General features: G+C 72.6%; 17 protein-coding genes and 2 pseudogenes. 7 read left to right on the forward strand and 12 right to left on the reverse strand.

The window, feature by feature from the left end:
* Positions 1 to 84: 84 nt before the first annotated feature.
* Positions 85 to 1,395 (reverse strand): ABC transporter substrate-binding protein, encoded by a 1,311-nt coding sequence (locus tag ACF07S_RS27355; protein WP_391966781.1) that lies wholly within the window; start codon positions 1,393 to 1,395, stop codon positions 85 to 87.
* Positions 1,396 to 1,695: 300 nt separating this feature from the next.
* On the opposite strand from ACF07S_RS27355, the gene ACF07S_RS27360 reads away from it, so the two are divergent.
* Entirely contained in the window at positions 1,696 to 2,709 is a 1,014-nt protein-coding gene (locus tag ACF07S_RS27360; protein ID WP_391975377.1) for a LacI family DNA-binding transcriptional regulator, read from the forward strand.
* 221 nt (positions 2,710 to 2,930) lie between these two features.
* On the opposite strand, the gene ACF07S_RS27365 is transcribed toward ACF07S_RS27360, so the two are convergent.
* Positions 2,931 to 3,497 (reverse strand): TetR/AcrR family transcriptional regulator, encoded by a 567-nt coding sequence (locus ACF07S_RS27365; RefSeq protein ID WP_391966783.1) that lies wholly within the window; start codon positions 3,495 to 3,497, stop codon positions 2,931 to 2,933.
* Entirely contained in the window at positions 3,494 to 3,856 is a 363-nt protein-coding gene (locus tag ACF07S_RS27370) for a DUF1304 domain-containing protein (RefSeq protein ID WP_391975378.1), read from the reverse strand. The genes ACF07S_RS27365 and ACF07S_RS27370 overlap by 4 nt, the downstream gene beginning before the upstream one ends.
* A gap of 279 nt (positions 3,857 to 4,135) precedes the next feature.
* On the opposite strand from ACF07S_RS27370, the gene ACF07S_RS27375 reads away from it, so the two are divergent.
* The gene (locus tag ACF07S_RS27375) at positions 4,136 to 4,468 is read left to right on the forward strand and encodes a WhiB family transcriptional regulator (protein ID WP_391966785.1); all 333 of its coding nucleotides are present in this window, start codon (positions 4,136 to 4,138) and stop codon (positions 4,466 to 4,468) included.
* A 109-nt stretch (positions 4,469 to 4,577) separates the two neighbouring features.
* On the opposite strand, the gene ACF07S_RS27380 is transcribed toward ACF07S_RS27375, so the two are convergent.
* From ACF07S_RS27380 to ACF07S_RS27390, 3 genes are all read right to left on the reverse strand, one after another.
* A complete protein-coding gene (locus ACF07S_RS27380) occupies positions 4,578 to 5,654 on the reverse strand; it encodes a lytic polysaccharide monooxygenase (RefSeq protein WP_391966786.1) in 1,077 nt (358 codons plus the stop codon).
* Positions 5,655 to 6,148: 494 nt separating this feature from the next.
* Positions 6,149 to 7,276: a cellulose binding domain-containing protein gene (locus tag ACF07S_RS27385; RefSeq protein ID WP_391975379.1), complete on the reverse strand. Its 1,128-nt coding sequence runs from the start codon at positions 7,274 to 7,276 to the stop codon at positions 6,149 to 6,151.
* A gap of 273 nt (positions 7,277 to 7,549) precedes the next feature.
* On the reverse strand, positions 7,550 to 8,572 hold the full coding sequence (locus tag ACF07S_RS27390; RefSeq protein WP_391966788.1) for a LacI family DNA-binding transcriptional regulator: 1,023 nt from the start codon (positions 8,570 to 8,572) through the stop codon (positions 7,550 to 7,552).
* Positions 8,573 to 8,850: 278 nt separating this feature from the next.
* Here ACF07S_RS27390 and ACF07S_RS27395 point away from each other — a divergent pair, with 278 nt between their 5' ends.
* A complete protein-coding gene (locus ACF07S_RS27395) occupies positions 8,851 to 11,250 on the forward strand; it encodes an RICIN domain-containing protein (RefSeq protein ID WP_391975380.1) in 2,400 nt (799 codons plus the stop codon).
* Between the two features lie 56 nt (positions 11,251 to 11,306).
* Here ACF07S_RS27395 and ACF07S_RS27400 read toward each other — a convergent pair whose 3' ends face one another.
* On the reverse strand, positions 11,307 to 11,678 hold the full coding sequence (locus ACF07S_RS27400; protein ID WP_391966790.1) for a winged helix-turn-helix transcriptional regulator: 372 nt from the start codon (positions 11,676 to 11,678) through the stop codon (positions 11,307 to 11,309).
* A 79-nt stretch (positions 11,679 to 11,757) separates the two neighbouring features.
* Here ACF07S_RS27400 and ACF07S_RS27405 point away from each other — a divergent pair, with 79 nt between their 5' ends.
* Entirely contained in the window at positions 11,758 to 12,168 is a 411-nt protein-coding gene (locus ACF07S_RS27405; protein ID WP_391975381.1) for a RidA family protein, read from the forward strand.
* Between the two features lie 459 nt (positions 12,169 to 12,627).
* Positions 12,628 to 13,350 (forward strand): annotated as a pseudogene (locus ACF07S_RS27410) (alpha-L-rhamnosidase C-terminal domain-containing protein); the annotation flags it as partial.
* Positions 13,351 to 13,359: 9 nt separating this feature from the next.
* Here ACF07S_RS27410 and ACF07S_RS27415 read toward each other — a convergent pair.
* The 3 genes and pseudogenes from ACF07S_RS27415 to ACF07S_RS27425 form a co-directional block, all read right to left on the reverse strand.
* A complete protein-coding gene (locus ACF07S_RS27415) occupies positions 13,360 to 14,895 on the reverse strand; it encodes a hypothetical protein (RefSeq protein WP_391975382.1) in 1,536 nt (511 codons plus the stop codon).
* Positions 14,895 to 16,076 (reverse strand): FAD-dependent monooxygenase, encoded by a 1,182-nt coding sequence (locus ACF07S_RS27420; protein WP_391975383.1) that lies wholly within the window; start codon positions 16,074 to 16,076, stop codon positions 14,895 to 14,897. Before ACF07S_RS27420 ends, ACF07S_RS27415 begins: the two co-directional genes overlap by 1 nt.
* A 124-nt stretch (positions 16,077 to 16,200) precedes the next feature.
* Positions 16,201 to 16,506, reverse strand: a pseudogene (locus ACF07S_RS27425) (hypothetical protein); the annotation flags it as partial.
* 284 nt (positions 16,507 to 16,790) lie between these two features.
* Between ACF07S_RS27425 and ACF07S_RS27430 the strand changes: the two are divergent.
* Together ACF07S_RS27430 and ACF07S_RS27435 are read left to right on the forward strand one after the other, a co-directional pair.
* Entirely contained in the window at positions 16,791 to 18,272 is a 1,482-nt protein-coding gene (locus tag ACF07S_RS27430; RefSeq protein ID WP_391975394.1) for an MFS transporter, read from the forward strand.
* A 107-nt stretch (positions 18,273 to 18,379) separates the two neighbouring features.
* Positions 18,380 to 18,712: a putative quinol monooxygenase gene (locus ACF07S_RS27435; RefSeq protein ID WP_391975384.1), complete on the forward strand. Its 333-nt coding sequence runs from the start codon at positions 18,380 to 18,382 to the stop codon at positions 18,710 to 18,712.
* A gap of 18 nt (positions 18,713 to 18,730) precedes the next feature.
* Here the strand turns inward: ACF07S_RS27435 and ACF07S_RS27440 are convergent, their stop codons facing one another.
* Both ACF07S_RS27440 and ACF07S_RS27445 read right to left on the reverse strand, forming a co-directional pair.
* Positions 18,731 to 19,609 carry an endonuclease/exonuclease/phosphatase family protein gene (locus ACF07S_RS27440; protein ID WP_391975385.1) on the reverse strand — a complete coding sequence of 293 codons (879 nt, stop codon included), beginning with the start codon at positions 19,607 to 19,609 and terminating at the stop codon, positions 18,731 to 18,733.
* Between the two features lie 313 nt (positions 19,610 to 19,922).
* On the reverse strand, positions 19,923 to 21,419 hold the full coding sequence (locus ACF07S_RS27445; RefSeq protein ID WP_391975386.1) for a PTS transporter subunit EIIC: 1,497 nt from the start codon (positions 21,417 to 21,419) through the stop codon (positions 19,923 to 19,925).
* Positions 21,420 to 21,449: the final 30 nt, after the last annotated feature.

Below are 21,449 nucleotides of genomic sequence, written 5' to 3' on the forward strand. Positions count from 1 at the left end.
CCTTCCTCAGAGCAGATGGGTGGGCCGGCCCCGGGCCCGTCCGCCGGCAGGCGGCGGGCGGGCCCGGGGCCGCGGGGCGACCGGTCAGCCGACCGCCTTCTCGATGCGCTCGGCGGTGGTCTTCCACGCGTCGTCACGCGGGGTGCCCTGCTGCTCGATCAGGGTCAGGCCCTGGGAGAAGGTGTCCTTGATCGTGCCGTCCTTGCGGCCGAGGACCTGCTTGTCCGGGATCTCCTGGGCGGCGGCGCCGAAGATCTGGCCGATCGGGGCGTTGTTGAAGTACTCGGACTTCGCGTTCTTCACGTCGTCGGCCTCCAGCGCCTCCTGCGAGGACGGGATGTTGCCGATCTCCTTGAAGATGTGGGCCTGCTGCTCCGGCGCGGTCAGCCAGGCGACGAGCTTCTTCGCCTCCTCCTTCACCGGGCTCTTCTCGATCACCCCGAGGAAGGAGCCGCCCCAGTTGGCGCCCTTGGGCGCCCTGGCGACGTCCCACTTGCCCTTGTTCGCCTCACCGGCCTTCTCGCTGATGTGGCTGAGCATCCAGGCCGGGCACACGGCGGTCGCGAACGTGCCGTTGGACAGGCCGGGGTCCCAACCCGGCTGGAACTGGCGGAGCTTGGCGGTGAGGCCGGCTTCGGCGGCGTCGGCGGCGAGGTTCCAGGCCTCCTTGACGGCCGGGTTGCTGTCGTGGATCAGCTCACCCTTGTCGTTGTAGTACTGCTCGGGGTAGCCGTAGACCATGGCGTTGAACAGGCCGCTGGCCGCGTCCATGTACGCCACGTCCCCGCCCTTGAAGTCCTTCTTGAAGGTGCGGCCGACCTCGACGTACTTGCTCCAGTCGCCCTCCCACAGCTTGGCGACCTCTTCGCGGTCGGTGGGCAGGCCCGCCTTCTCGAAGTAGTCCTTGCGGTAGCAGACGGCCATCGGGCCGATGTCGGTGCCCAGGCCCAGCACCTTGCCGTCCTCGGTGCTGATCTGGGACTCCTTCCAGGGCAGGAAGTGGTCGGTGCCCGCCTGGCCGGCGAAGTCCGCGAACCTGTCCGACTGGGTCTCGGTGATCTCCTTGGCCCGGCCGATCTCGATGCCCTGGATGTCCTTCAGGCCGTTGCCGGCGGCGAGCCTGGTCTGCAGCGCGGTGTAGTACGTCTGCTCGTCACCGGCGATCTCGGCCTTGATGTCGACATCGGGGTTCTCCTTCTCGTACTGCTCGAGGAGGCCCGTCTCCTTGAGGCCCATCACGCCGTACAGGCCCATGGTGATGACGACCTTGCCGTCCTTCTTGCCACCACCGGTGACCGAATCGCCACCGCCGCTGCAGCCGACGACGAGCGTCAGCGCGCCGACGGCCGCGGCTGTCGCCACCGCCTTGGTGCGCAACGAACCGAAAGTGCCCATGGATCTCCTCCTAGCGACGACGCTGACACATCGGAGTGGCGAGTTCTGCGATGACTACAGCGGCTCAACAAAGAATGGGAACGTGCCCAATCACGGGTGGGTACGTTCCCACCGGCGCATCGAAGACTCGTTGGCCGGAGGGGATCTGTCAATAACTTGAACCCGAATCGTCGCCCGGCCCGGCTCTCCGGCACAGGATCCACAGGCCCCCGGGTGTGCTCCGGCGGCGGCGGCGTCTGCAACAATGCCGCTGGTCACCCCCGCGGCCGGCACCGCCGCGGTTGCCAGGGAGGGAAGCGCATGGCTGGGAATCGCCGGCCCACGATCAAAACGGTCGCCGCCCGCGCCGGTGTGGGCCGCACCACGGTCTCCCGCGTCGTCAACGGTTCGGATCTGGTCAGCGCCGACGCCCGCTCCAGGGTTCTGGCGGCGATCAAGGAGCTCAACTACGTCCCCAACTCGGTCGCCCGCGGCCTGGTCACCAACCGCACCAACGCCGTGGCCCTGGTGATCCCGGAAGCGGAGAGCCGGCTCGGCTCGGAGCCGTTCTTCGCCGCGCTGATACGGGGGGTCAGCGGCGCCCTCGCCGAGACCCGGACCCAGCTGCAGCTCATGCTCGTGCGCGACCAGGCCGAGCGGGACCAGCTGACCGAGTCGGTGGCGACGCGCCGCGTGGACGGTGTCCTCCTGGTCTCCGTCCACTCCGAGGACCGGCTGCCCGGCATGCTGGAGGAGATGGGCCTGCCCACCGTGCTGGCCGGCCGCCGGGACGCGGGCGAACAGTTGAGCTACGTCAACGCCGACAACGCCGGCGGGGCCGCCGAGGCCGTCCGGCACCTGCTGCGCAGCGGCAGGACGAAGGTTGCCACGATCACCGGCCCGCAGGACATGGACGTCGGCCGAAGCCGGCTCGCCGGGTGGCGCACCGCGCATGACGAGGCGGGACTGCCGGCCGATGAACTCCTGGTCGAGGCGGGCGACTTCACCGAGGAGAGCGGCGGCCGCGCCATGTGTTCGCTTCTTGAACGCGCCCCGGACCTGGACGCCGTCTTCGCCGCCTCCGACCTCATGGCCGTCGGCGCCCTGGCCGAACTGCGCCGCCGGAAGCGGCAGGTGCCCGGCGATGTCGCCGTCGTCGGATTCGAGGACTCCGTCTTCGCACGCCACACCAACCCCCCTCTGACGACGGTGCGTCAGCCGGTGGAGGAACTGGGCCGGACCATGGCCCGGATCCTCACCGACATCACCCGGCACGGCGCGCCCCGGCAGCAACTGACGCTGCCGACCGAGCTGGTGGTGCGCGAGTCGACCTGAGTGGTGTTCTCCTCCTCCGGCTCGGCGGGGAACGGGCCGTCCCGTGGGTGCGGCGCGTTCGCCCACGCACGGGATCCGCTCGCCCGACGAGCCGGGAGGCAGGATGCCGTTGCGTGACCGGGGTGCCGGTCACGCTGTTGTGTCCCGGACGCCGGAGGGACGTGGTCCCGGTGCTTCGTGCCGGGTGGAGTGGGGCACGGTCCACCGCGGCGGAGGACCCGTCAGGGCGGAGGGGCGCGGTGCAGGGTGACGAGCAGGTGCCAGATCCGGTGGGCGATCTCGCCGGGGGTGCCCGGGATGAGACCGTGCAGCCAGTCGGCGAGCACTCCCGTGAAGGTCGCGGCCACGGCTGAGGCGATCAGGTCGGGCTCCGGAGCACCGGCCAGGCTGCGCTCGGTGCGGCTGCGGGCCCGCAGGTCCCGATGGAGCACGCGGCCGAGCGGGCCGCCGCCGCCTGGGCTCAGCAGCGCCCGGTAGAGCCCGGCATGCGGAGCGAGACCGGTCAGGAAGTCGATGAGCGCGGGTGGCGGGGAGGCGGGGTCGGGTGTGCCGCGCCAGGCATGCAGGGCGTCCACCGCCTCACGGACCACGCCGGCGCAGGCGTCGACGGCCAGCGACCCCAGGTCGTCGTAGTGGAGATAGAACGTGGCACGGCCGACCCCCGCCCGTCGCACCAGCGCGGCCACGCTGACCTCCGCCAGCGGACGCCGTGCGCATTCGTCCAGCAGTGCCTGGCGAAGCTTGGCCCGGGTGCGGGCCGCCCGGGGTTCCCCCGGCGGACCCGTCATCGCGCCAGGAGGACCGCGGCGAGCGCGAGCGCACCGGGCAGCGCCTGCGCGATCAGGATGCGCCGGTTCGCGGTGGCGCCTCCGTAGAGTCCGGCGACGAGCACACAGACGAGGAAGAAGACCTGGACCCGGAACCCCGTCGGGTCACCGGCGATCAGGCCCCAGATCAGGCCCGCGGCCAGGAAGCCGTTGTAGAGGCCCTGGTTCGCGGCCAGCGGGGCACTGGCGCGGGCCAGTTCCGCGTCGAAGCCGGAGAGGCTGCGGCCCGGCTTCCTCTCCCACAGGAACATCTCCAGAACCAGGATGTACACGTGCAGGGCGGCCACCAGACCGACCAGAACATTCGCCGCGGTCTCCACCGGTGACCCACTCCTCCACACTTCTTGGACAGGTGTCCAATATACATGGACACCTGTCCAAGAAGCGTCCCGGGCGTCCGCCTCCGTACCCCGGCGACCCGGCGACCCGACGCCTCCGGGTCGCCGGGTCGCCGGGGTACGGAGGCGGCGCGTGCGGTGGTCCGATCTGCGGCGTGCGGAGTCACGCATTATGGTGGGAAACGGACCCCTGCCGGGCCTGTGGCACCGTGCGTGCCGCAGCCACTCGCCGGTTCGGCCGGCATCGTGCGGAGGTTCGCCGTGTCTGTTCACCCTCGCCGTTCTCGCTTCGGCGCCGGCCCTGCCCGTGACGTCCGGCCATGGCTGGACGGGGCCGCCTGTGCCGATGAGGACCCCGAGCTGTTCTTTCCCCTGGTGGAGCGGGAGAGCGATCCGCAGGTCGCCGCGGCCCGTGGGGTGTGCCGTCGTTGCGGGGTGCTGACCGCCTGCCGGTCATGGGCGCTCGAGCAGGGGGAGGACGCCGGCATATGGGGGGCGACGACCGCTGCGCAGCGCCGCGCCATGAGCCGGGGGCCGCGCAGCGGTTCGGACGGACAGGGGGCCGGCCGGCGGCCCCACTGCGGGGACTCGTGAGCGTACGGGCCACCCGGCCGCGCGGCCCGTACGCCGGAACGGAGCCGACCGTACGGCCGGGCCGCCGCCGGCCCGGCCTGCCGCCGGTACCGGCGTCGCCCCGGACTGTCTACGGTGCCGCGCAGCCGATCGTTCCCACCGGGAAGTCGTTGCCCGACGACGTGGCCGTGAAGCCGAACGTCACGCTGCCGTCGGGGGCGATCACCCGGTTGTGATCGACGTTCCTCACGGTCACCGTGCCGTCGGATCCGGTGGACAGGGAGCCGTTCCAGGCGCTGCCGACCCGGGTCCCGGCGCCGGGTTTCCACTGCACGGCCCAGCCGGTGAGCGGTGACGTCCCGTGGTTCATCACCTCGACCGAACCCTGGAAGCCGCCGTCCCAGGAGTTCACCACGTTGTAGACGGCCATGCAGGAACCGGTGTGCGTGGGGGGATCCGTCGGAGTCGGCGTCGGGGTCGGCGTGCCGCCGGAGCCGCGGATGCCGGTCACCTCTCCGTTGCCGCCGTCGAAGACGACGTCGGAGCAGGAGAAGAAGTTCTCCTGGCTGTCCGAACGCACCCACTGCATGAAGATCAGGGCGTCGCCGGAGCGGCCGGAGGGCAGCTTCAGGTCCCAGTGGTAGTGGCCGCCGTTGGTGCCGGGCGAGCCCTGCTGGGGCGGGTTGGTGACGGTCTGGACGAGCTCCAGGTCGCTCCAGCCCAGCCGGGACGTGGGCGACCAGCCGGGCTTGGTGACATAGACCCGGAAGTCACCCGGGTGGGCGGCCCAGTTGCTGTACTTCACCTTGATCGTCGCCCCGGACGTCAGATGCGTGCGGGGCCAGTCGGCGCGGGCCGCGTTGTAGGCGGAGAAGTCGTACGGTGACCGGTCACCGGCGCTGCACAGCGTGCCGTCCGGCACATAGCCGGCGCCTCGCCCGGCGGCCTTGGAGTCGAGGACGGCGAACCAGTTGTACAGTGCCGACGAGCCGCTCCTGTTCAGCGCGTCCTTGCAGGCCGGGTTGGTCGGGTCCAGTCCTCCGGTGCCGGTGACGGCATCCAGCTGGCACAGGTAGGTGCGCGAGCCGGGCATCATCGCCACGCCGTGCGCCTGCGCGTCGTTCTGCCAGAGGAAGCTCAGGCCGAGCCCTCCCAGCAAGGTGGCCAGTACCGCTGCCAGGGAGACGAATCTGCTGCGTAATGCCATGGGATCTCCTGTTCCGATCGTGGGCTCATCAGGGCGGGTACGGGAGGTGGAACCCCCCGCCCGTCCGGGGAAGGGCGTCGACCGGACGGGCGGGGGAGCTTCGGGAACCGGTGCGGTGCGGTGCGGGCGCGCTCGCGGTGCCGTTCGCGGTGGACCCGGACGGGGTGGTGGTGGCGTCCGGCGCGAGGGTTCCGTCGCGGGCGGTGTCGCGGACGGCGGTCCGGTCCCCGGTCACCGGCAGGGGGCCGTTCCAGGGGCCGGTAACGGCCGCCCCTCCCCCGGGCCACTCGACCCGGCCGGCCGGTGAGCGGTTCGGTCCCGGTGTTCTCCACGGTGGCCTCCGGCCGGCGGGAGAACGGCGTGCGGCTCATGCGGACGGGCCTTCCGGGACGGTCCGGCGGTGGGGTCGCCCCGGGGCCCGCCCTGTCGGCGCAGGGAGGAAGAACGGGCCCCGGGGCCGGGGGACACGGCGGGTGCGCTGCCCGCCGGTCGCGTCACGCGGTGGTGCAGGCCGTGCCGTTCAGGCTGAAGCCGCTCGGCTGGGCGAAGCCGCCGCTGTAGGTTCCCTGGAACCCGAAGGTCTGGCTGGCGCCGGACGCGATCTGCGTGTTGCCGTTCAGACCGCTCGCCGTGACCGTTCCCGAGGAGGGAGTGACGGACGCGTTCCAGGCGTTGGTGATGCGCTGCCCCGAGGGCAGGGCGAAGGCGAGCTTCCAGCCGTCGACGGTGGACGGACCGGCGTTCTTCACGGTGACGTTCGCGGTGAAGCCGCCCTGCCAGACATGGGTGGCGTACGACACCGTGCACGCCGCCGGGCCACCGGGGGTGCCCGGGGAGCCGCCGCCGGTGGTGACGGTCGAGGAGAAGGAGTTCACCGCGAGCCCCGCACCGTTCTGCCAGGGCTCGAAGCCGGCCTGGACGCTCGTCAGGTACCAGTCGTTCTGCGCCATGCCGCGCGCGACGGTCTCCCGGACGAAGTCCATGACGTCGAAGCTCCAGCTGCCGATCGCGGACGGTGCGACGAACGACAGCACGTCGTTGGAGCCGTTGCTGCCCGACCACACCTGCCAGGTGCGCCCGCCCACGGTGGCCGTGCCGACCTGGGAGCCGATCGGCTGGATCGGACCGACCTTGTTGAACCAGATCATGATCTCGGTCCGGTTCACGCCGTCGGTCCGGGGCGTCGGGTCCAGCCAGATGTCGTACGAGGCGTTGTAGACGGCGTCGCTGACGTAGCCGTAGGAGATGCTGCTGGGCGCGGCCGAGATGCCGCTGATCCGGGCCGGGAGGTTGGTGCCCGGCGAGCAGTTGGTGTAGTGGCAGCCGTTGAAGACCGAGGGGTACGACTTCGGGGCGCCGTTGGTCGGCACCGAGCCGTCGGCCCGGGTGAGCCGGAAGCCGGTGTCGGTGGCGGTGACGCACTGGGGCTCGCTGATTCCCCAGCGGTTGTTCTGGACGACGTAGCGCCCCTGGATGGTGGTCGTTCCGTACTGTTCGCAGAGCGTGGTGTCGGCCTGCGCGGGCGCCGTCGCGGTCACCAGCGCCGCGACCGCGGCGAGAGCGGTGAGCAGCGTCGCGAAGAGGCCGCGCGGGGTGCGGGTTCGATGCCGTAACCGTCGCATGCGGGGACCTTTCCAAGAGGGTGCGGGGGCGGCCGATCGGGAGCGCTCCCGTCTCCCCATGTGATGGGAGCGCTCCCATAACTCGGTTCCGACGGGACTGTAGGAGCTGCACATGTTCCTGACAACCCTGTACGCACAGAAGTGTCGAACTGATTTCGAAGACGCAGGTCAGTGGGTTGATCCACAACAGTCCCCCGCCTCGGGAGCGCTCCCGAAACATTCGGTCACGGCGGGTGGGGAGAGCACGTGCGGACCGGTCGGCGGGAGGGAGGTTCAGGCGGAGTCGCGCAGTACCAGTTCCGTCCGGAGGATGACGTGCCGCCAGGCGACCGCCGAGTCCTCCATCTCCTCCAGGAGCAACCGCACCATGGTCCGGCCGATCTCCTCCAGCGGCTGACGGACCGTCGTCAGTTGCGGATCGGTGCGCCGGGCGAGCGGGAAGTCGTCGAACCCGATCACCGCGACGTCCTGCGGAACCCTGCGGCCCGCCGCCCGCAGGGCGGCCAGCGCTCCGGCGGCCATGGTGTCCGAGGCGGCGAAGACGGCGTCGACCTCCGGGGCCCGCTCGATGAGTTCGGCCATCGCACGGCGCCCGCTCTCCTCCGAGAAGTCGCCCTCGGCGACCCAGGAGCGCCTGGCCTCGGCTCCCGCCCGCTGCAGAGCCTCGTGGTAACCGCGCAGCCGGCACTGGGCCACGTACATGTCGGGCGGTCCGGTGATGGCCGCGACGGCCCGGCGGCCACGGCTGAGCAGGTGCGCCACCGCGCTGCGGGCTCCGCCGACGTTGTCCGCGTCGACGTAGGTCACGCTCTCGTCGCCGGAGCGCCGTCCCAGCAGGACGGTGGGCAGCCCCACCTCGGCCAGCATGTCGGGCAGCGCGTCCTCGGCGTGCACGGACATCAGCATGACGCCGTCGACCCGGCCGCCGCGCGCGAACTCCACGAGGCGCTGCCGCTCGGCGTCCGTACGGACCAGGGTGAGCAGCAACTGCACCTTGGTCTCGGTCAGCGCGTCGCCGACGGACCGGACGATCTCCGAGAAGAACGGCTCGCCGAACTGCCGCCAGTCCGGCTCGGTCATCACCAGCGCCACGGCGTCCGCGCGCCGGCCCGCCAGCGAACGGGCCGCCAGGTTGGGGACGTACCCGAGTTCGGCGATGGCGCGCTGCACGGCGCGGCGCGTCGAATCCTTCACGCCCGCCGCGTTGTTGATGACGCGGGAGACCGTTCCCCGCCCCACCCCCGCGAGCGCGGCCACCTCCTCCAGCGTCGGTGCGCCGGGACGCTGCCTGCCCATGACCACCCCCCACGAGATCACTAGATCTTACGGCCCGGGCCGGTGACGGGAGGGAGGAAGGCCGCTTCCGGACGGTCGTGACGGTCGTTTTGTCATGGCCCTGGACAGCGCGCCGGGTGTCGTGCTGTGATCCGGACCGATCCTTCCAACGTTGTACAGAGCGAGCAGTGAGCCGGCCATCCCCGTACGGCTGCCGCGTCGTACAGCCGGACGAGGGCCGGGGCGAACCCGGCCCCTCCGCGCGCGGCACGTCTTCGGCCCGGAACAGGAGCTCCCGCATGCCCCTCGACAGACGCACACTCCTCGGTGCCGGCGCCCTGGCCGCCGGCACCGCCGCGCTGGGCGGTCCCCTCGCCCCATCCGCGCGGGCCGCGCCCCGTCGGCCCGCCGGCGCTCCCCTGCCCGATGCCTTCCGCAAGCTGCCCGCCGGCAGCGTCACCGCGCGCGGCTGGCTCGCCGGCCAGTTGCGGCTCCAGCTCGACGGCCTGTGCGGCCGGTACGAGAGCATCTCCCACTTCCTCGACTTCGGCGCCACCGGGTGGGTGCACCCGGAGCGCGGTGGATGGGAGGAGGTCCCGTACTGGCTGCGCGGTTATGTGCCGCTGGCCGTCGCCACCGGCGACCGGACCGCCCTGACCCGCTCGCGCGAGTGGATCGACGCGATACTCGCCACCCAGCGGAGCGACGGCTTCTTCGGACCGCGCGCACTGCGGACGTCACTCGACGGCGGGCCGGACTTCTGGCCCTTCCTGCCCCTGCTGCAGGCGCTGCGCACGCACGAGGAGTTCACGCGTGACGAGCGCATCGTGCCCTTCCTGATCCGGTTCCTCCGGTTCATGAACGCCCAGGGCCCGGGCGCCTTCGGCACCAGCTGGATCTCCTACCGCTGGGGCGACGGACTCGACATCGCGGTATGGCTGCACCGCCGTACCGGGGAAGCGTTCCTGCTCGACCTGGCCGCCAAGATGCACACCCTGGGCGCGGACTGGACGGGTCCCACCCCCACGCGGCACAACGTCAACATCGCCCGGGGCTTCCGCGAACCCGCCCAGTACGCGCAGGTGACGGGCTCCGCGGAGCTGACCCGGGCCACCTACCGCGCCTACGACGGCGTCATGGACGTCTACGGGCGGTTCCCCGGCGGCGGCATGGCGGGGGACGAGAACTACCGGCCCGGTTTCACCGACCCCCGGCAGGGGTTCGAGACCTGCGGCATCGTCGAGTTCATGGCCAGCCACGAACTGCTCACGAGGATCACCGGCGACCCGGTGTGGGCGGACCGCTGCGAGGACCTGGCGTTCAACATGCTGCCCGCCTCCCTCGATCCGCGGGGCAGGTCCGTCCACTACATCACCAGCGCCAACAGCGTCGACCTGGACGACAGGACCAAGACACAGGGCCAGTTCCAGAACGGTTTCGCCATGCAGGCGTTCACCCCCGGCGTCGACCGGTACCGCTGCTGCCCGCACAACTACGGCATGGGCTGGCCGTACTTCACCGAGGAGCTGTGGGCCGGCAGTCCCGACGGCGGTCTGGCCGCCACGATGTACGCGCCGTGCACGGTGCGCGGGCAGGTCGCGGGCGGCACCACGGTGACCGTCACCGAGGACACCGGCTATCCCTTCACCGAGACCGTCACGCTCACCGTCTCCACCCCGCGGCCGGTCCGCTTCCCGCTCCGGCTGCGCGTGCCCGGCTGGTGCCGCGGGCCCGAACTGCGGGTCAACGGCACGCGCGTGACCGCACCGGACGGACCGGCCTGGGCCTCGGCGGACCGCACGTGGCGCGACGGCGACAGGGTGACCCTGCGGCTGCCGCAGCGCACCGAGCTGCACCGCCGGCCGGACCAGCACGACGCCGTCAGCGTCCGGCACGGCCCTTTGACGTACTCGCTGAGAATCGGCGAGAGGTACGACCGCCACGCGGGCGACGTCGCCGTCCCCTCCTACGAGGTGCACCCCACCACCCCCTGGAACTACGGCCTCACCCCGTCACCCCGACCGGCCCTCACCCGCGACTCCGGCCCGGTCCCCGACAACCCCTTCACCCACGAAAGCGCCCCGGTCCGCATCACCGCCGAGGCCCGCCGCATCGAGGAGTGGATCGCGGACGACGAGCACGTCGTCGCGCCCCTGCAGGACAGTCCCGCCCGCAGCGACGCCCCCGTGGAGACCATCACCCTGATCCCCATGGGCGCGGCCCGGCTGCGCGTCACCTCCTTCCCCACCGCGTCGCCCGACGGCCGGCCCTGGACGCCCGAACCGCCGTTCCGCCGGATCGAGAACCGGCACAGCGGCAAGGTCCTGGCGGTCGACGGGATGTCCCTCGAGAACAGCGCACGCGTCGTCCAGTTCGACAGCACCGGTACCGGCGACCACGCCTGGCAGCTCCTGGACCGGGGCGAGGGCCGGTACCTGATCCGCAACGGCAACAGCGGCAAGGTGCTGGGGGTCGACGGCATGTCCACCGCCGACAGCGCGCGCGTCGTGCAGTACGAGGACAACGGCACCGCCGACCACCTCTGGACGCCGGTGGACGACGGGGACGGCTGGTACCGCATCCGGAACAGGCACAGCGGCAAGGTCCTGGGCGTCGACGGCATGTCCACCGCCAACAGCGCGCAGGTCGTCCAGTTCGACGACAACGGCACCGCCGACCACCTGTGGCGCTTCCTGTGATCCGGCGACGGGCGGCCCGGCCGTGGCGGGGTGACCCGCTGCCGTCCGCCTCCGGCTCATTCGAGGTCGAACGCGCTCCGTGCGCGTTCGACCTCGTGCAGGTGCGCCGCGGCCCAGTCCAGGAGCCCCTCGACCGGTCGACGCATGGTCTTGCCCAGGGGGGTGATCCGGTACTCGACGGCGACGGGCCGGGAGCTGAGGAGCACCCGCTCGACGATGCCGTTGCGCTCCAGCCGCCGCAGGGTCGCGGTGAGCGACTTCTGCGTCACCGCCGGAATGGCGCGGCGGAGGTCGTTGAACCGGCGGGGCCGTTCGCACAGCTCGTTGAGGATGCTCAGCGACCACTTGTCCAGCACCTGGTCGAGGAGTTCCCGGTGCGGTGCGGTGATCGTGAACTCGCTGTCGTACTCCTCCGCGGTATCCGGCACGATACTTGGTCTCCTTGAAGTGTCCTTCGCACACCAGGTAGCAATGGTATACCGAAGCAGCCGAAGTGAGGAGACTTCCATGCCGGTCCGTCGTTTCACCCCCGAGGGCATGATGCAGCCCACCCCGTACGCCCATGTCGCCGTCGGCACCGGCACCCGCCACGTGCACGTCAGCGGCCAGATCGCCCGCTCCGCGGACGGCTCCCCGCTCGCCCCGGGCGACCTCGCGGGCCAGGTCGCGCACGCCCTGCGCAACACCGCGACCGGTCTGGCGGGTGCCGGCGCGTCGTTCGACGACGTGCTCCGCCTGACCTTCTACGTCACGCACTGGGCCCCCGAGAAGATCGACGCGTTCATGGCGGGGGTCGAGGAGGTCGCCGGGGAGCTCGGGCTGCCCGTGCCGCTGCCGCCCTCGTCACTGATCGGCGTCGATCACCTCTTCGAGCCCGACGTGCTCGTCGAGGTCGAGGCGACCGCCGTCGTCGGCTGAGCCGCCTCTCGCTACCGGCCCCGGACGCGGACCGCGGCGCGTATCCGGCGCCGCGGCGCGTATCCGGCGCCGCGGCCTAACCCTCACCGGGCCGGATCACGTCGATCGTCCGTGGAAGGCCATGCTCATGCGGTCGGGCCTGACGGTGACCACGGCCCTGAGGGGGCGCGGGCGCACGACCGATGTCTGCCCCCGGGGTGGTCACGGGATGCCGTCACCGGACGCACCCTGCGTGATCAGGCAGACGTCCCCCGCCCCCTTGACCGCGACGCCTCCACTCCGCAGGGTCCTCGCACCTCGCGAGGTAGCTCGGTCGACCGATCGCCGACGCCGCCCCCCCCCGGCGCAGCGGACCGGCGACCGCACGGCGCCGCGGCGGCCCGGGAGCGGCGTCACCGTCCCGCACAGGGCGTCCAGCCCCCACGGGCACCCTCCGGCAGGGGCTCCGGCCAGGCGCCGGACCGGCGACCGGTACGCGCCTTCACCGGCCCCGGGCGTCGGGCCTGGCGCACCCCGATGTCCGGGACAGCGGGAAGGACACGTCGGAGGAGTCCGTCCTCGCTGCTGCCGGACCCCCTGCGGAAGGCGGCCGCCGACCGGCTCGTCGCCCTGATCGAGGCGAAGGACCGGCATCCGTCGACGGGATTCCTCGGCACGCCCCGGCTGCTGCCCGTCCTCACCGACACGAGCCACACCGATGTCGCCCACCGGCTGCTCGGGCAGCGCACCTTCCCCGGCTGGGGCTGCCAGATCGACAACGGTGCCACCACGATGTGGGAAGGCTGGGACTCCGTCCGGCCCGACGGCAGCTTCCGGACCCCGGAGATGAACTCCTTCAACCACTGCGCCTACGGGTCGGTGGGCGAGTGGATGTACACGGACATCGCGGGTATCTCGGCGGCCCGGCCCGGCTACCGCGAGATCGTCATCCGTCCGCGCCCGGGCGGCGGCGTCACCTGCGCCCGTGCCACGTTCACCTCGCCCTGCGGTCCCGTCTCCACACGGTGGCACCTGGCGTCCGGCGGCTTCTCGCTGTCGTGCGCGGTGCCGCCCGACACCACCGCCGAGGTGTGGATCCCCCCGGACACTCCGGGCGCGGTCACCCACACCCGCGCGGTCTTCCTCCGCGAGGAGGACGGCTGCGCCGTCCACCGGGCCGGCTCCGGCAGCCACCGTTTCACCGCGTGCCGCTCAGCCCGCCGGTTCCGCCCGCACCCGGGCACAGAGGTACGGGCGGGCGAGGAGCAGGCCGGTGGTGGTCGTGGCGATGCCGAAGTGGACCGGAGCGAGGTGGACGAAGTCCGTGTAGTGGATCACCCCGTGCACCACGACGGCCGGCAGGAAGCCCGCGGCGGCCGCCGCGGCCAGGGTCCACCACACCCAGGCCTCGCCCCTCCGCCAGCCCCAGGCGCTGAGCAGCAGGATCGCCACGGCGGCGGCCATCAGGGCGCCGCCGAACCCGGCACGGTCGTGGGCGATGAACGGCACCAGCCGGGGGCTGACGGTCTCCAGCGCCTGCGCGCCGGTGCCGAGGAAGGCCAGGTCGGTCGGTACGAAGACGCCCGTCAGACCGATGACGGAGATCACCGCGCCGCCGGCGAACAGCCCCGCGCCGGTGACGACGAGCAGCAGCTGGCCGAGCAGTGCCCTGCGGCGCTCCGCCTCCGGCCCCTCGGGGACCGGGCGCCACCGGGGTGTGCGCGGGGCCCGGCGGACCGCGGCCACGAACATGGGGAACAGCACCACCGCGGTGGCGGTGTGCAGGGGCTCCACGAAACCGGTGGCCAGGAAGTAGAACAGGGTGGGGAAGCCGATCGCCCCCGACAGCAGGTACGCCTCGCGGGCCCAGCTCCGGCCGCGTCTGATGCCGCCCACGGCGAGGCCGGTGTAAAGGGCACCGATCGCCACCATGGTGCCGGCCATGGTGATCCGGTCGTGCTGGAGGAAGTGCACAAGGTGGTGGTTGGCGGCGTGCAGTTCGTGCAGCGTCATGCCGAGGTAGTCGCGGTCGTACCAGAGCAGCACCGGTCCGAGCGTGATCGCCGCGGCGCCGAGTCCGGCGCCCGTCATGCCGAGGCCGACGAGCAGCGCCCACCACCAGGCGGGCCAGCGGCGAGGATCGCGGCCGACGTCGCGGAGCGAGGGGGCGGGCTCGGTGGGGGTGGCCGCCTCGGTGACCCGGGCGAACCAGCCGGGTCCGGCCGTGACGAGGACTTGTGGACGGGCGAGCACGACGCCGCCCGGTTCCCGGAGCGCGGCGGCCGCGGCGGTGACCGACGGATCGGACACACGGACCACGCGCGGGTCGTCGTCGGTGAAACCGTCGACATACGGGGCGAGGGCGGCCGCGGTCTCCGGGTCGCGGGCACGCACGAGCAGCGGGACCGAGCGGCCGGCGGCGGCCTCGCGCACCGTGGGGACGTCGGCCGCCGAGACGGGCGCCACCTCGATCACCCCGGCCCCGAGCGGGGGCATGGCGCGTACCGCTTCGCGGGCGTGCGCGGGCGGGACGGACAGGCCGAGACGTACGGTCACGGGCGTGCCGGCGATCTCTCCGGCGAGATGCCGCGGCGGATGGCGGTGGCCGAACGCGCGGGCGATCAGACGCGCACCGGCGGGACGGGAGCCGATCGACGCGAGCAGGCGCAGCGCGGTCCGCTGCGACCGGCGTTCGCCGAGGAGGGCGGCGGCGGGGCCGCGCAGGGGGACGTACGTCCAGTCCGGCATCAGTCGTTCCCGCCGTCGCCGGTGGTGGCCCGGTCGCCGGGCGGGGTCCAGCCGAGCACCGGTGTCATGGCCCGGAGCGTCAGCCGTGCCGGTGCCAGCCGGGCGGCCGTGTCGCGCAGCAGCGCCGCGGGCGGCCACGACAGCTGGCCGATCACACCGAGCCGGGCGGAGCGCCGTGCGACGGCCTGGGTCCGCGGACGGCGCAGCAGGTCGTACGAGCGGAGCGCGGCGGCCACGTCGGGGGTGCCGTCCAGGCAGTGGGCGAGGACGACCGCGTCCTCCAGCGCCTGGCACGCGCCCTGGCCGAGATTGGGGGTCATCGCATGGGCCGCGTCGCCCAGCAGTGCGACCCGGCCGCAGACGAAGGAGGGCAGGGGCGGCAGGTCGTACAGGTCGTGCCGGAGCACCGCGTCCTCGGGGACCGCGGCCAGCAGGGCGGGGACGGGATCCGGCCAGGAGCCGAACCGGCGCAGGAGTTCGGCGTGTTCGGACGGTTCGGAGGGTGTCCCCGGTGGCAGCGAGGCGGTGGCGAAGCAGTACATCCGCCCGCCCGGCAGCACCGTGCAGCCGAACCGCTCGCCGCGTCCCCAGGTCACCGTGCCCTCGCCGGGCGGCTCGGCGAGAGGGCGGGTGACCATGCGCCAGGCGGTGTAACCGGCGTACCGGGGGCCGGGCGCGTCGGGCCACAGGCGGCGGCGCACGGTGCTGCGCAGCCCGTCGGCGCCGATCACGAGGTCCGGCCGGGACTCGCCCCCGCGATGACCGACGACCGGGTGTCCGCCGTCGTCGCGGACGGCGGACACCTCGCTGCCCGGCAGCAGGCGGTCGCCGGGCAGCGCCTCGGCGAGCGCCCGCAGCAGGTCCGCGCGGTGCAGCACCACCAGGGGGCGGCCGAACCGGCGCTCCACTTCCGCGTTGTCCGTGCGGGACAGCCGGCGGCCCCGGTGGTCGCGTACCGCTCCCGCGCTCTCCACGGCGCCGCGGGAGCGGACGGTGCCGGCGAGACCGAGTACCTCCAGGGCGCGCAGCGCGTTCGGCCACAGGGAGATGCCGGCGCCGATCTCGGTGAATTCCGGGGCCCGCTCCAGGACTTCGACGTGCCAGCCCCGGCGGTGCAGGGCGAGGGCCGCCGCGAGGCCGCCGATCCCGCCGCCGACGACGGTCGCGGCGCGCTGTGGCATGGTTCCTCGCTCTGTGTCCGGGGGGCACCCGTCGGTCGGCCTTCGACGCGGTGCCCGGACGCGAGGCGACGCGGCGGGCACCCGGCCGAGCGGCGCCTCATGGCAACACGCCGACGGGCGCCTGTCAACGTGGGGAGGGCGGCCCGTGGCCGAGGCGCCGTCCGGACGCGTCACCGGAGCACCTCGGCGCCCCGGCCACCGGTGATCGCGCCGCGGAGGGGAGCGCGACCAGCAGCGCGACCAGGACGAGCGGCCCGCTCGCCCCCAGCGGCCCGAGTTCCCCGGCCGGGGTGCCGAGGGCGGCTCCGGCGAGGAGCGGTCCGACGGCGGCCCCGGCGTCGGGTGCCGCGGTCGCGTACGAGCCGGCCGTGGAGGGGGCTCCGGCGGCCTCGTGGAGAACCCGTGTGATCAGGGTGCCGCCCGGCGCGAACGGCCGTCGATCAGGTGCCGCGTTCGATCCGGTCCTCGCTCATCAGGTACTCCTGCAATGCCTGGACGTGCACGCATTACGCAACCCCAAGGTTGCGCATCGGTCCGCCGGGCGCACCCCGGGGGTTGCACTGCGATGGGGCTGATCGAGTGGTGACCGACGGGGCGCGCGCGTACGGTCGAACGGTGGACTCCCCGAAAGGGCGACCCGGTATGACCAGCCGTCCGCACTCAGCCACCGCCCCGCAGGACGCCGCCCGCACGGCCGGCGGCGGTGGAAGCGCGATGGCCCTGCTGGTCATCGCGGCGTGTCAGCTCATGGTGGTGCTGGACATCACCATCGTGAACATCGCGCTGCCGCAGATCCAGCGCTCCCTGGACTTCTCCACCACCAGCCTGTCCTGGGTGGTCAACGCCTACACCCTCACCTTCGGCGGGCTGCTGCTGCTCGGCGGCCGGGCCGGCGACATCCTCGGCAGACGGCGGGTCTTCGTCTTCGGCGTGCTGCTCTTCGTGCTGGCGTCCCTGCTCGGCGGGATCGCCCAGAACTCCGGCCAGCTCCTCGCGGCCCGCGCCCTGCAGGGCATGGGTGGCGCCATCGCGTCCCCGACGTCCCTCGCCCTGATCAGCACGACCTTCCGCGAAGGGCCGGAACGCAACCGCGCGTTCGGCGTCTTCGCCGCCGTGTCGGCGGGCGGCGGCGCGATCGGGCTGCTCGCCGGCGGCATGCTCGTCGAGTGGCTGAACTGGCGGTGGGTGCTCTTCGTCAACATCCCGATCGGCGTCCTCATCGCGCTCGCCGCACCGCGCTGGATCAGGGAGTCGGAACGCCACCCGGGCCGCTTCGACGTCACCGGCGCGCTCACCTCCACGGTGGGCATGGTCCTGCTGGTGTACGGATTCATCAGGGCGGCGCAGGAGGGCTGGCGGGACGCCTTCACGCTGGCCTCGTTCGCCGTGGCCGTCGTCGTCCTCGCGGGGTTCGTCCTGATCGAGCGGGGCTCCCGGCAGCCCATCACCCCGCTGCGCATGTTCGCCGACCGGAACCGTGCGGGCACGTACGGGATCATGCTCTTCCTGGCCGCGGCGATGTTCGGCATGTTCTTCTTCCTGACGCTCTTCGTGCAGAACGTGCTGGACTTCAGCCCTCTCCAGGCCGGGCTCGCCTTCCTCCCGGTCAGCGCGGTCATCGCGATCGGTGCCGGGCTGGCCTCCCGGTTCCTGCCCGTGTACGGGCCCAAGCCGTTCATGGTGGGGGGCGGCATCCTGGCGGCGGCGGGCCTGGCCTGGCTGACCCTGACCGACGTCCACTCCACGTACGCGGGCAGCGTCCTCGGCCCGATGCTGGTCTTCAGTCTCGGCATGGGCATGGAGTTCGTGTCGCTGACCCTGATGGCGTTGTCCGACGTCCCCGTGCCGGAGACCGGAGCGGCCTCCGGGCTCCTCAACGCCACCCAGCAGGTCGGCGGCTCACTGGGTCTGTCCATCCTGGTCACGATGTTCGGCACGGCCAGCGGCAATCAGGCGGAGAAGCAGATCCCGCGCTTCCTGGAGCAGGCGACCCCGCTCGAGCGTGCGCGTCTCCGGCGCAGCGGAGAGCTGCCACCGCCCTGGGCCGACGAGGTGCTCACCGCGGGCGTCTCGGCCGCCTTCGTCATGGCCGCGCTCTTCGCCGTGCTCGCCGCGCTCATCGCCGTGCTGGCCGTCCAGGTCCGCCCCGCCGATCTGGAGCGGCTCCAGGGCGGCACGGGACCCGGACCGGTGTGAGTGCGGAGCCCGCGGGCGACCCGGCAGGACGCGCGTTGGTTACGATCACCACAGCCCGCCGTGTCCGGCCCGGACGGCACGGTGGCGAGAAGGAGTGAGGTAGCCCGATGATCTTCATCACCGCCAAGTTCCGTGTCCGTCCCGAGTACGCCGACCAGTGGCCCGGGATCGCCGCCGAGTTCACCGCGGCGACCCGCGCCGAACCGGGCTGCCTGTGGTTCGACTGGTCCCGCAGTGTCGAGGATCCGACGGAGTACGTCCTGGTCGAGGCCTTCCGCGACGACGAGGCGGGAGCGGCGCACGTGCAGTCCGAGCACTTCAGGACCGCGCAGAGGATCCTGCCGTCCCATCTGGCCGAGACACCCCGGGTCGTGAACGCGACGCTCGCGCAGGACGGCTGGTCGACGCTGGGCGAGATGAGCGTCCCCGAACAGCGGTGACCCGCCCGGCGGGCTCCTTCAGTGGCCGCGCCGGCGCAACCTCAGGTCGGTGACCACGGGGCGGTGGTCCGATGCGTCGCTCGTCACCGTCCGGGCACCGGTGACCGTGATGTCCGGTGAGACGGTGATCAGGTCGATGCGCTTGGCCGGATCGACCGCCGGGTACGTCCCGCCGCCGCCGGGGGCGGCGTCGCGCAGCTCCCGCCACAGCGGAGCCAGCTCGGGAGCCGTCGCCTCGGCGTTGAAGTCGCCGACCAGGACCTTCGGTCCGCGATCGGCGGCCAGCACCTCGAGCATGTCCGCGACCTGGGCCTGCCGGACCGACGGGTCGGCCCGGTAGTCCAGGTGTGTGGTGTAGACGTGGACGTGCGCGCCCCGCACGTCCACCACCACCTCGGCGAAGCCGGGCGCCGGGGCGGGCACCGGATCGGGCGTCTGGGTGGAGAGCCGGGTGATCTCGTGGTTCTCGGCGCCGAGCACGGGGTGGCGGCTCAGCACGGCCACACCGAACTGCCGGCGTTCGCCGTCCGGGGTGGCCGGGTCCAGATCGTAGATGGGTGCGAAGAAGACCCGCATGCGCAGTTCCCGGGCGAGCGCGTGCGCCTCGTCGACGAAGGCGCTGCGCGCACCCCAGTGCACGTCGACCTCCTGAAGCCCGATCACGTCGGCGTCCAGGCCGCGGAGGGCCGCGGCGGTCCGCTCGAGGTCGAAGATCTGGTCCTGGCCGGCCCCGGCGTGGATGTTGTACGTCGCCACCCGCAGCGGGACCGTCGGGCGAGGCGTCCCCGAGGCGCCGGTACCCGCGGCTGTCGCCGGCGTCGCGGCGGTCAGCAGGCCGGCGCCGAGCACGACGGCGACACGGACACCGCGGACAGCACGTCGGAATCTGGGCTTCATGCCTTCTCCAGGTCAGGTGGAAGCGGACCGGCACCAGTGCATTCTGCTCCGGGAGACACCCGCGTACTCGCACTCCCGGGCACAACACGTCGACATGGCGCGGCCGTTCACCGGCCGTGCGCCCCGCGGGGCGCCGGCTTCCCGGTCCGGTGACCGGCAGGGCCGCTCACGCGCCGCGGGGACGACGCCGGTTCCCTCGACCGGGCGGCGAGGAGGTTCCGCGCGGCACGCCCGCGCCCGTCCGGGATCGCCCACCGCGTGCCGGGCGGTTCCACGCGGATCGAGGACATTTCTCAGGAGATCCGGCCTCGCGTCAGATTCTCTCGGCGCCCCGGTCCCCGGCGCCGGCGGCACCGGCCGCCGGGGAGGCGGGCTCCGTGTTGAGTTCCGTGAGCATGGCCCTGGTGAAACCGAGGTAGTAGGTGGCGAGGAAGCCCGCCGCGTACCCGGCGATCAGGCCGGCGGCGTAGACGGCGACCGTCCGTCCCAGGCCGTGGTTGCCGTCGAGGAGGGGGAAGAGCGCCCAGCCCGAGGGGCCGATGGCGGTGGAACCCACGTCCGTTCCCAGCTGGTTGAAGAGGCCGACGAACGCGCCGCCGAACGCGCCGCCCGCGCAGGCCGTGATGAACGGACGCCCCAGGGGGAGGGAGACACCGTAGATGAGGGGTTCCCCGACACCGAGGACGCCGGGCCAGAGGGCGGACCTGACGGTGGTCCGGATCGAGGTGTTGCGGGAGAGCCGGCAGTAGATCGCGATCGCCGCGCCGACCTGCCCCGCGCCCGCCATCGCGAGGATCGGCAGCAGGACGGTGAAGCCCGCCCCCTCGATCAGCGTCGTGTGAATGGGGATCAGGGCCTGGTGCAGGCCCAGCATGACCAGGGGCAGGAAGATGCCTCCGAGGAGGAAGCCGGCACCCGCGCCGCCGTGGGACAGGAGCCAGTCGGCGGCTTCACCGATCAGGGCGGAGACCTCACCGGCGAGGAACATCAGTCCGAAGAGGGTCGTCAGTCCGGCCACGAGCACGGTGATCGTGGGCGTCACCAGGACGTCGACGGCCTCGGGCACCCGGCGACGGCACCACTTCTCCACCCGCACGCCGAGCCATGCGGCACCCAGGGCGCCCAGCACGCCGCCCTGGCCCGGTGAGAGGTCCTGGCCGAACGCCTCGACCTCGGCGACGCCGGCGTAGACGATGACCGACGCGACGGCGCCGCCCAGAATCGGCGTCCCGCCGAACTCCTTCGCCGTGTTGTAGCCGACGAAGACGGCGATCAGCGCCATGAAGCCGGCGGCGACGGCGGCGAGGGCGGGGGTGACCGCGGGAAGCCAGCGCAGGTTGACGAGCAGACCGTTCAGGCCCGCGATGATGCCGCAGCCGATGAGCGCGGGGATCAGCGGCACGAAGATGTCGGCGATCCGGCGCAGGACGAGCTTGAACGGCGTGGCGTTCCTCGTCTTCCGGTCCGCCCTGAGCGCGGCCCCCCGCACCGCGAGCGCCTCGGCCGTCACGGCGTCCGGCCTGCGGCCGGAGGCGGCCGGACCGGGCCTCCCGGCTTGGACCAGGGCTTGGAACTCCGGGGTGACACGGGCCACCGTGCCCGGCCCCAGCACGATCTGGTAGGTGTCGTCCTCGACCACGCCCAGGACGGCCGGCAGCGCCTTGAGCCGCTCCTCCTGCACGAGCGATCCGTCGTGCAGCCCCAGCCTCAGCCGGGTCATGCAGTGGGCCACCGATGTCACGTTCCCCGCGCCCCCGACCAGGGGAAGGATGGCGGCAGCGGTGGCGTGGTGCTTGCTCTCTTGCGTCATGGTGCGGTCAGGCCTTGCTGTGAGGGGGGA

The organism is Streptomyces sp. NPDC016640, assembly GCF_043076215.1.
GTDB lineage: Bacteria > Actinomycetota > Actinomycetes > Streptomycetales > Streptomycetaceae > Streptomyces.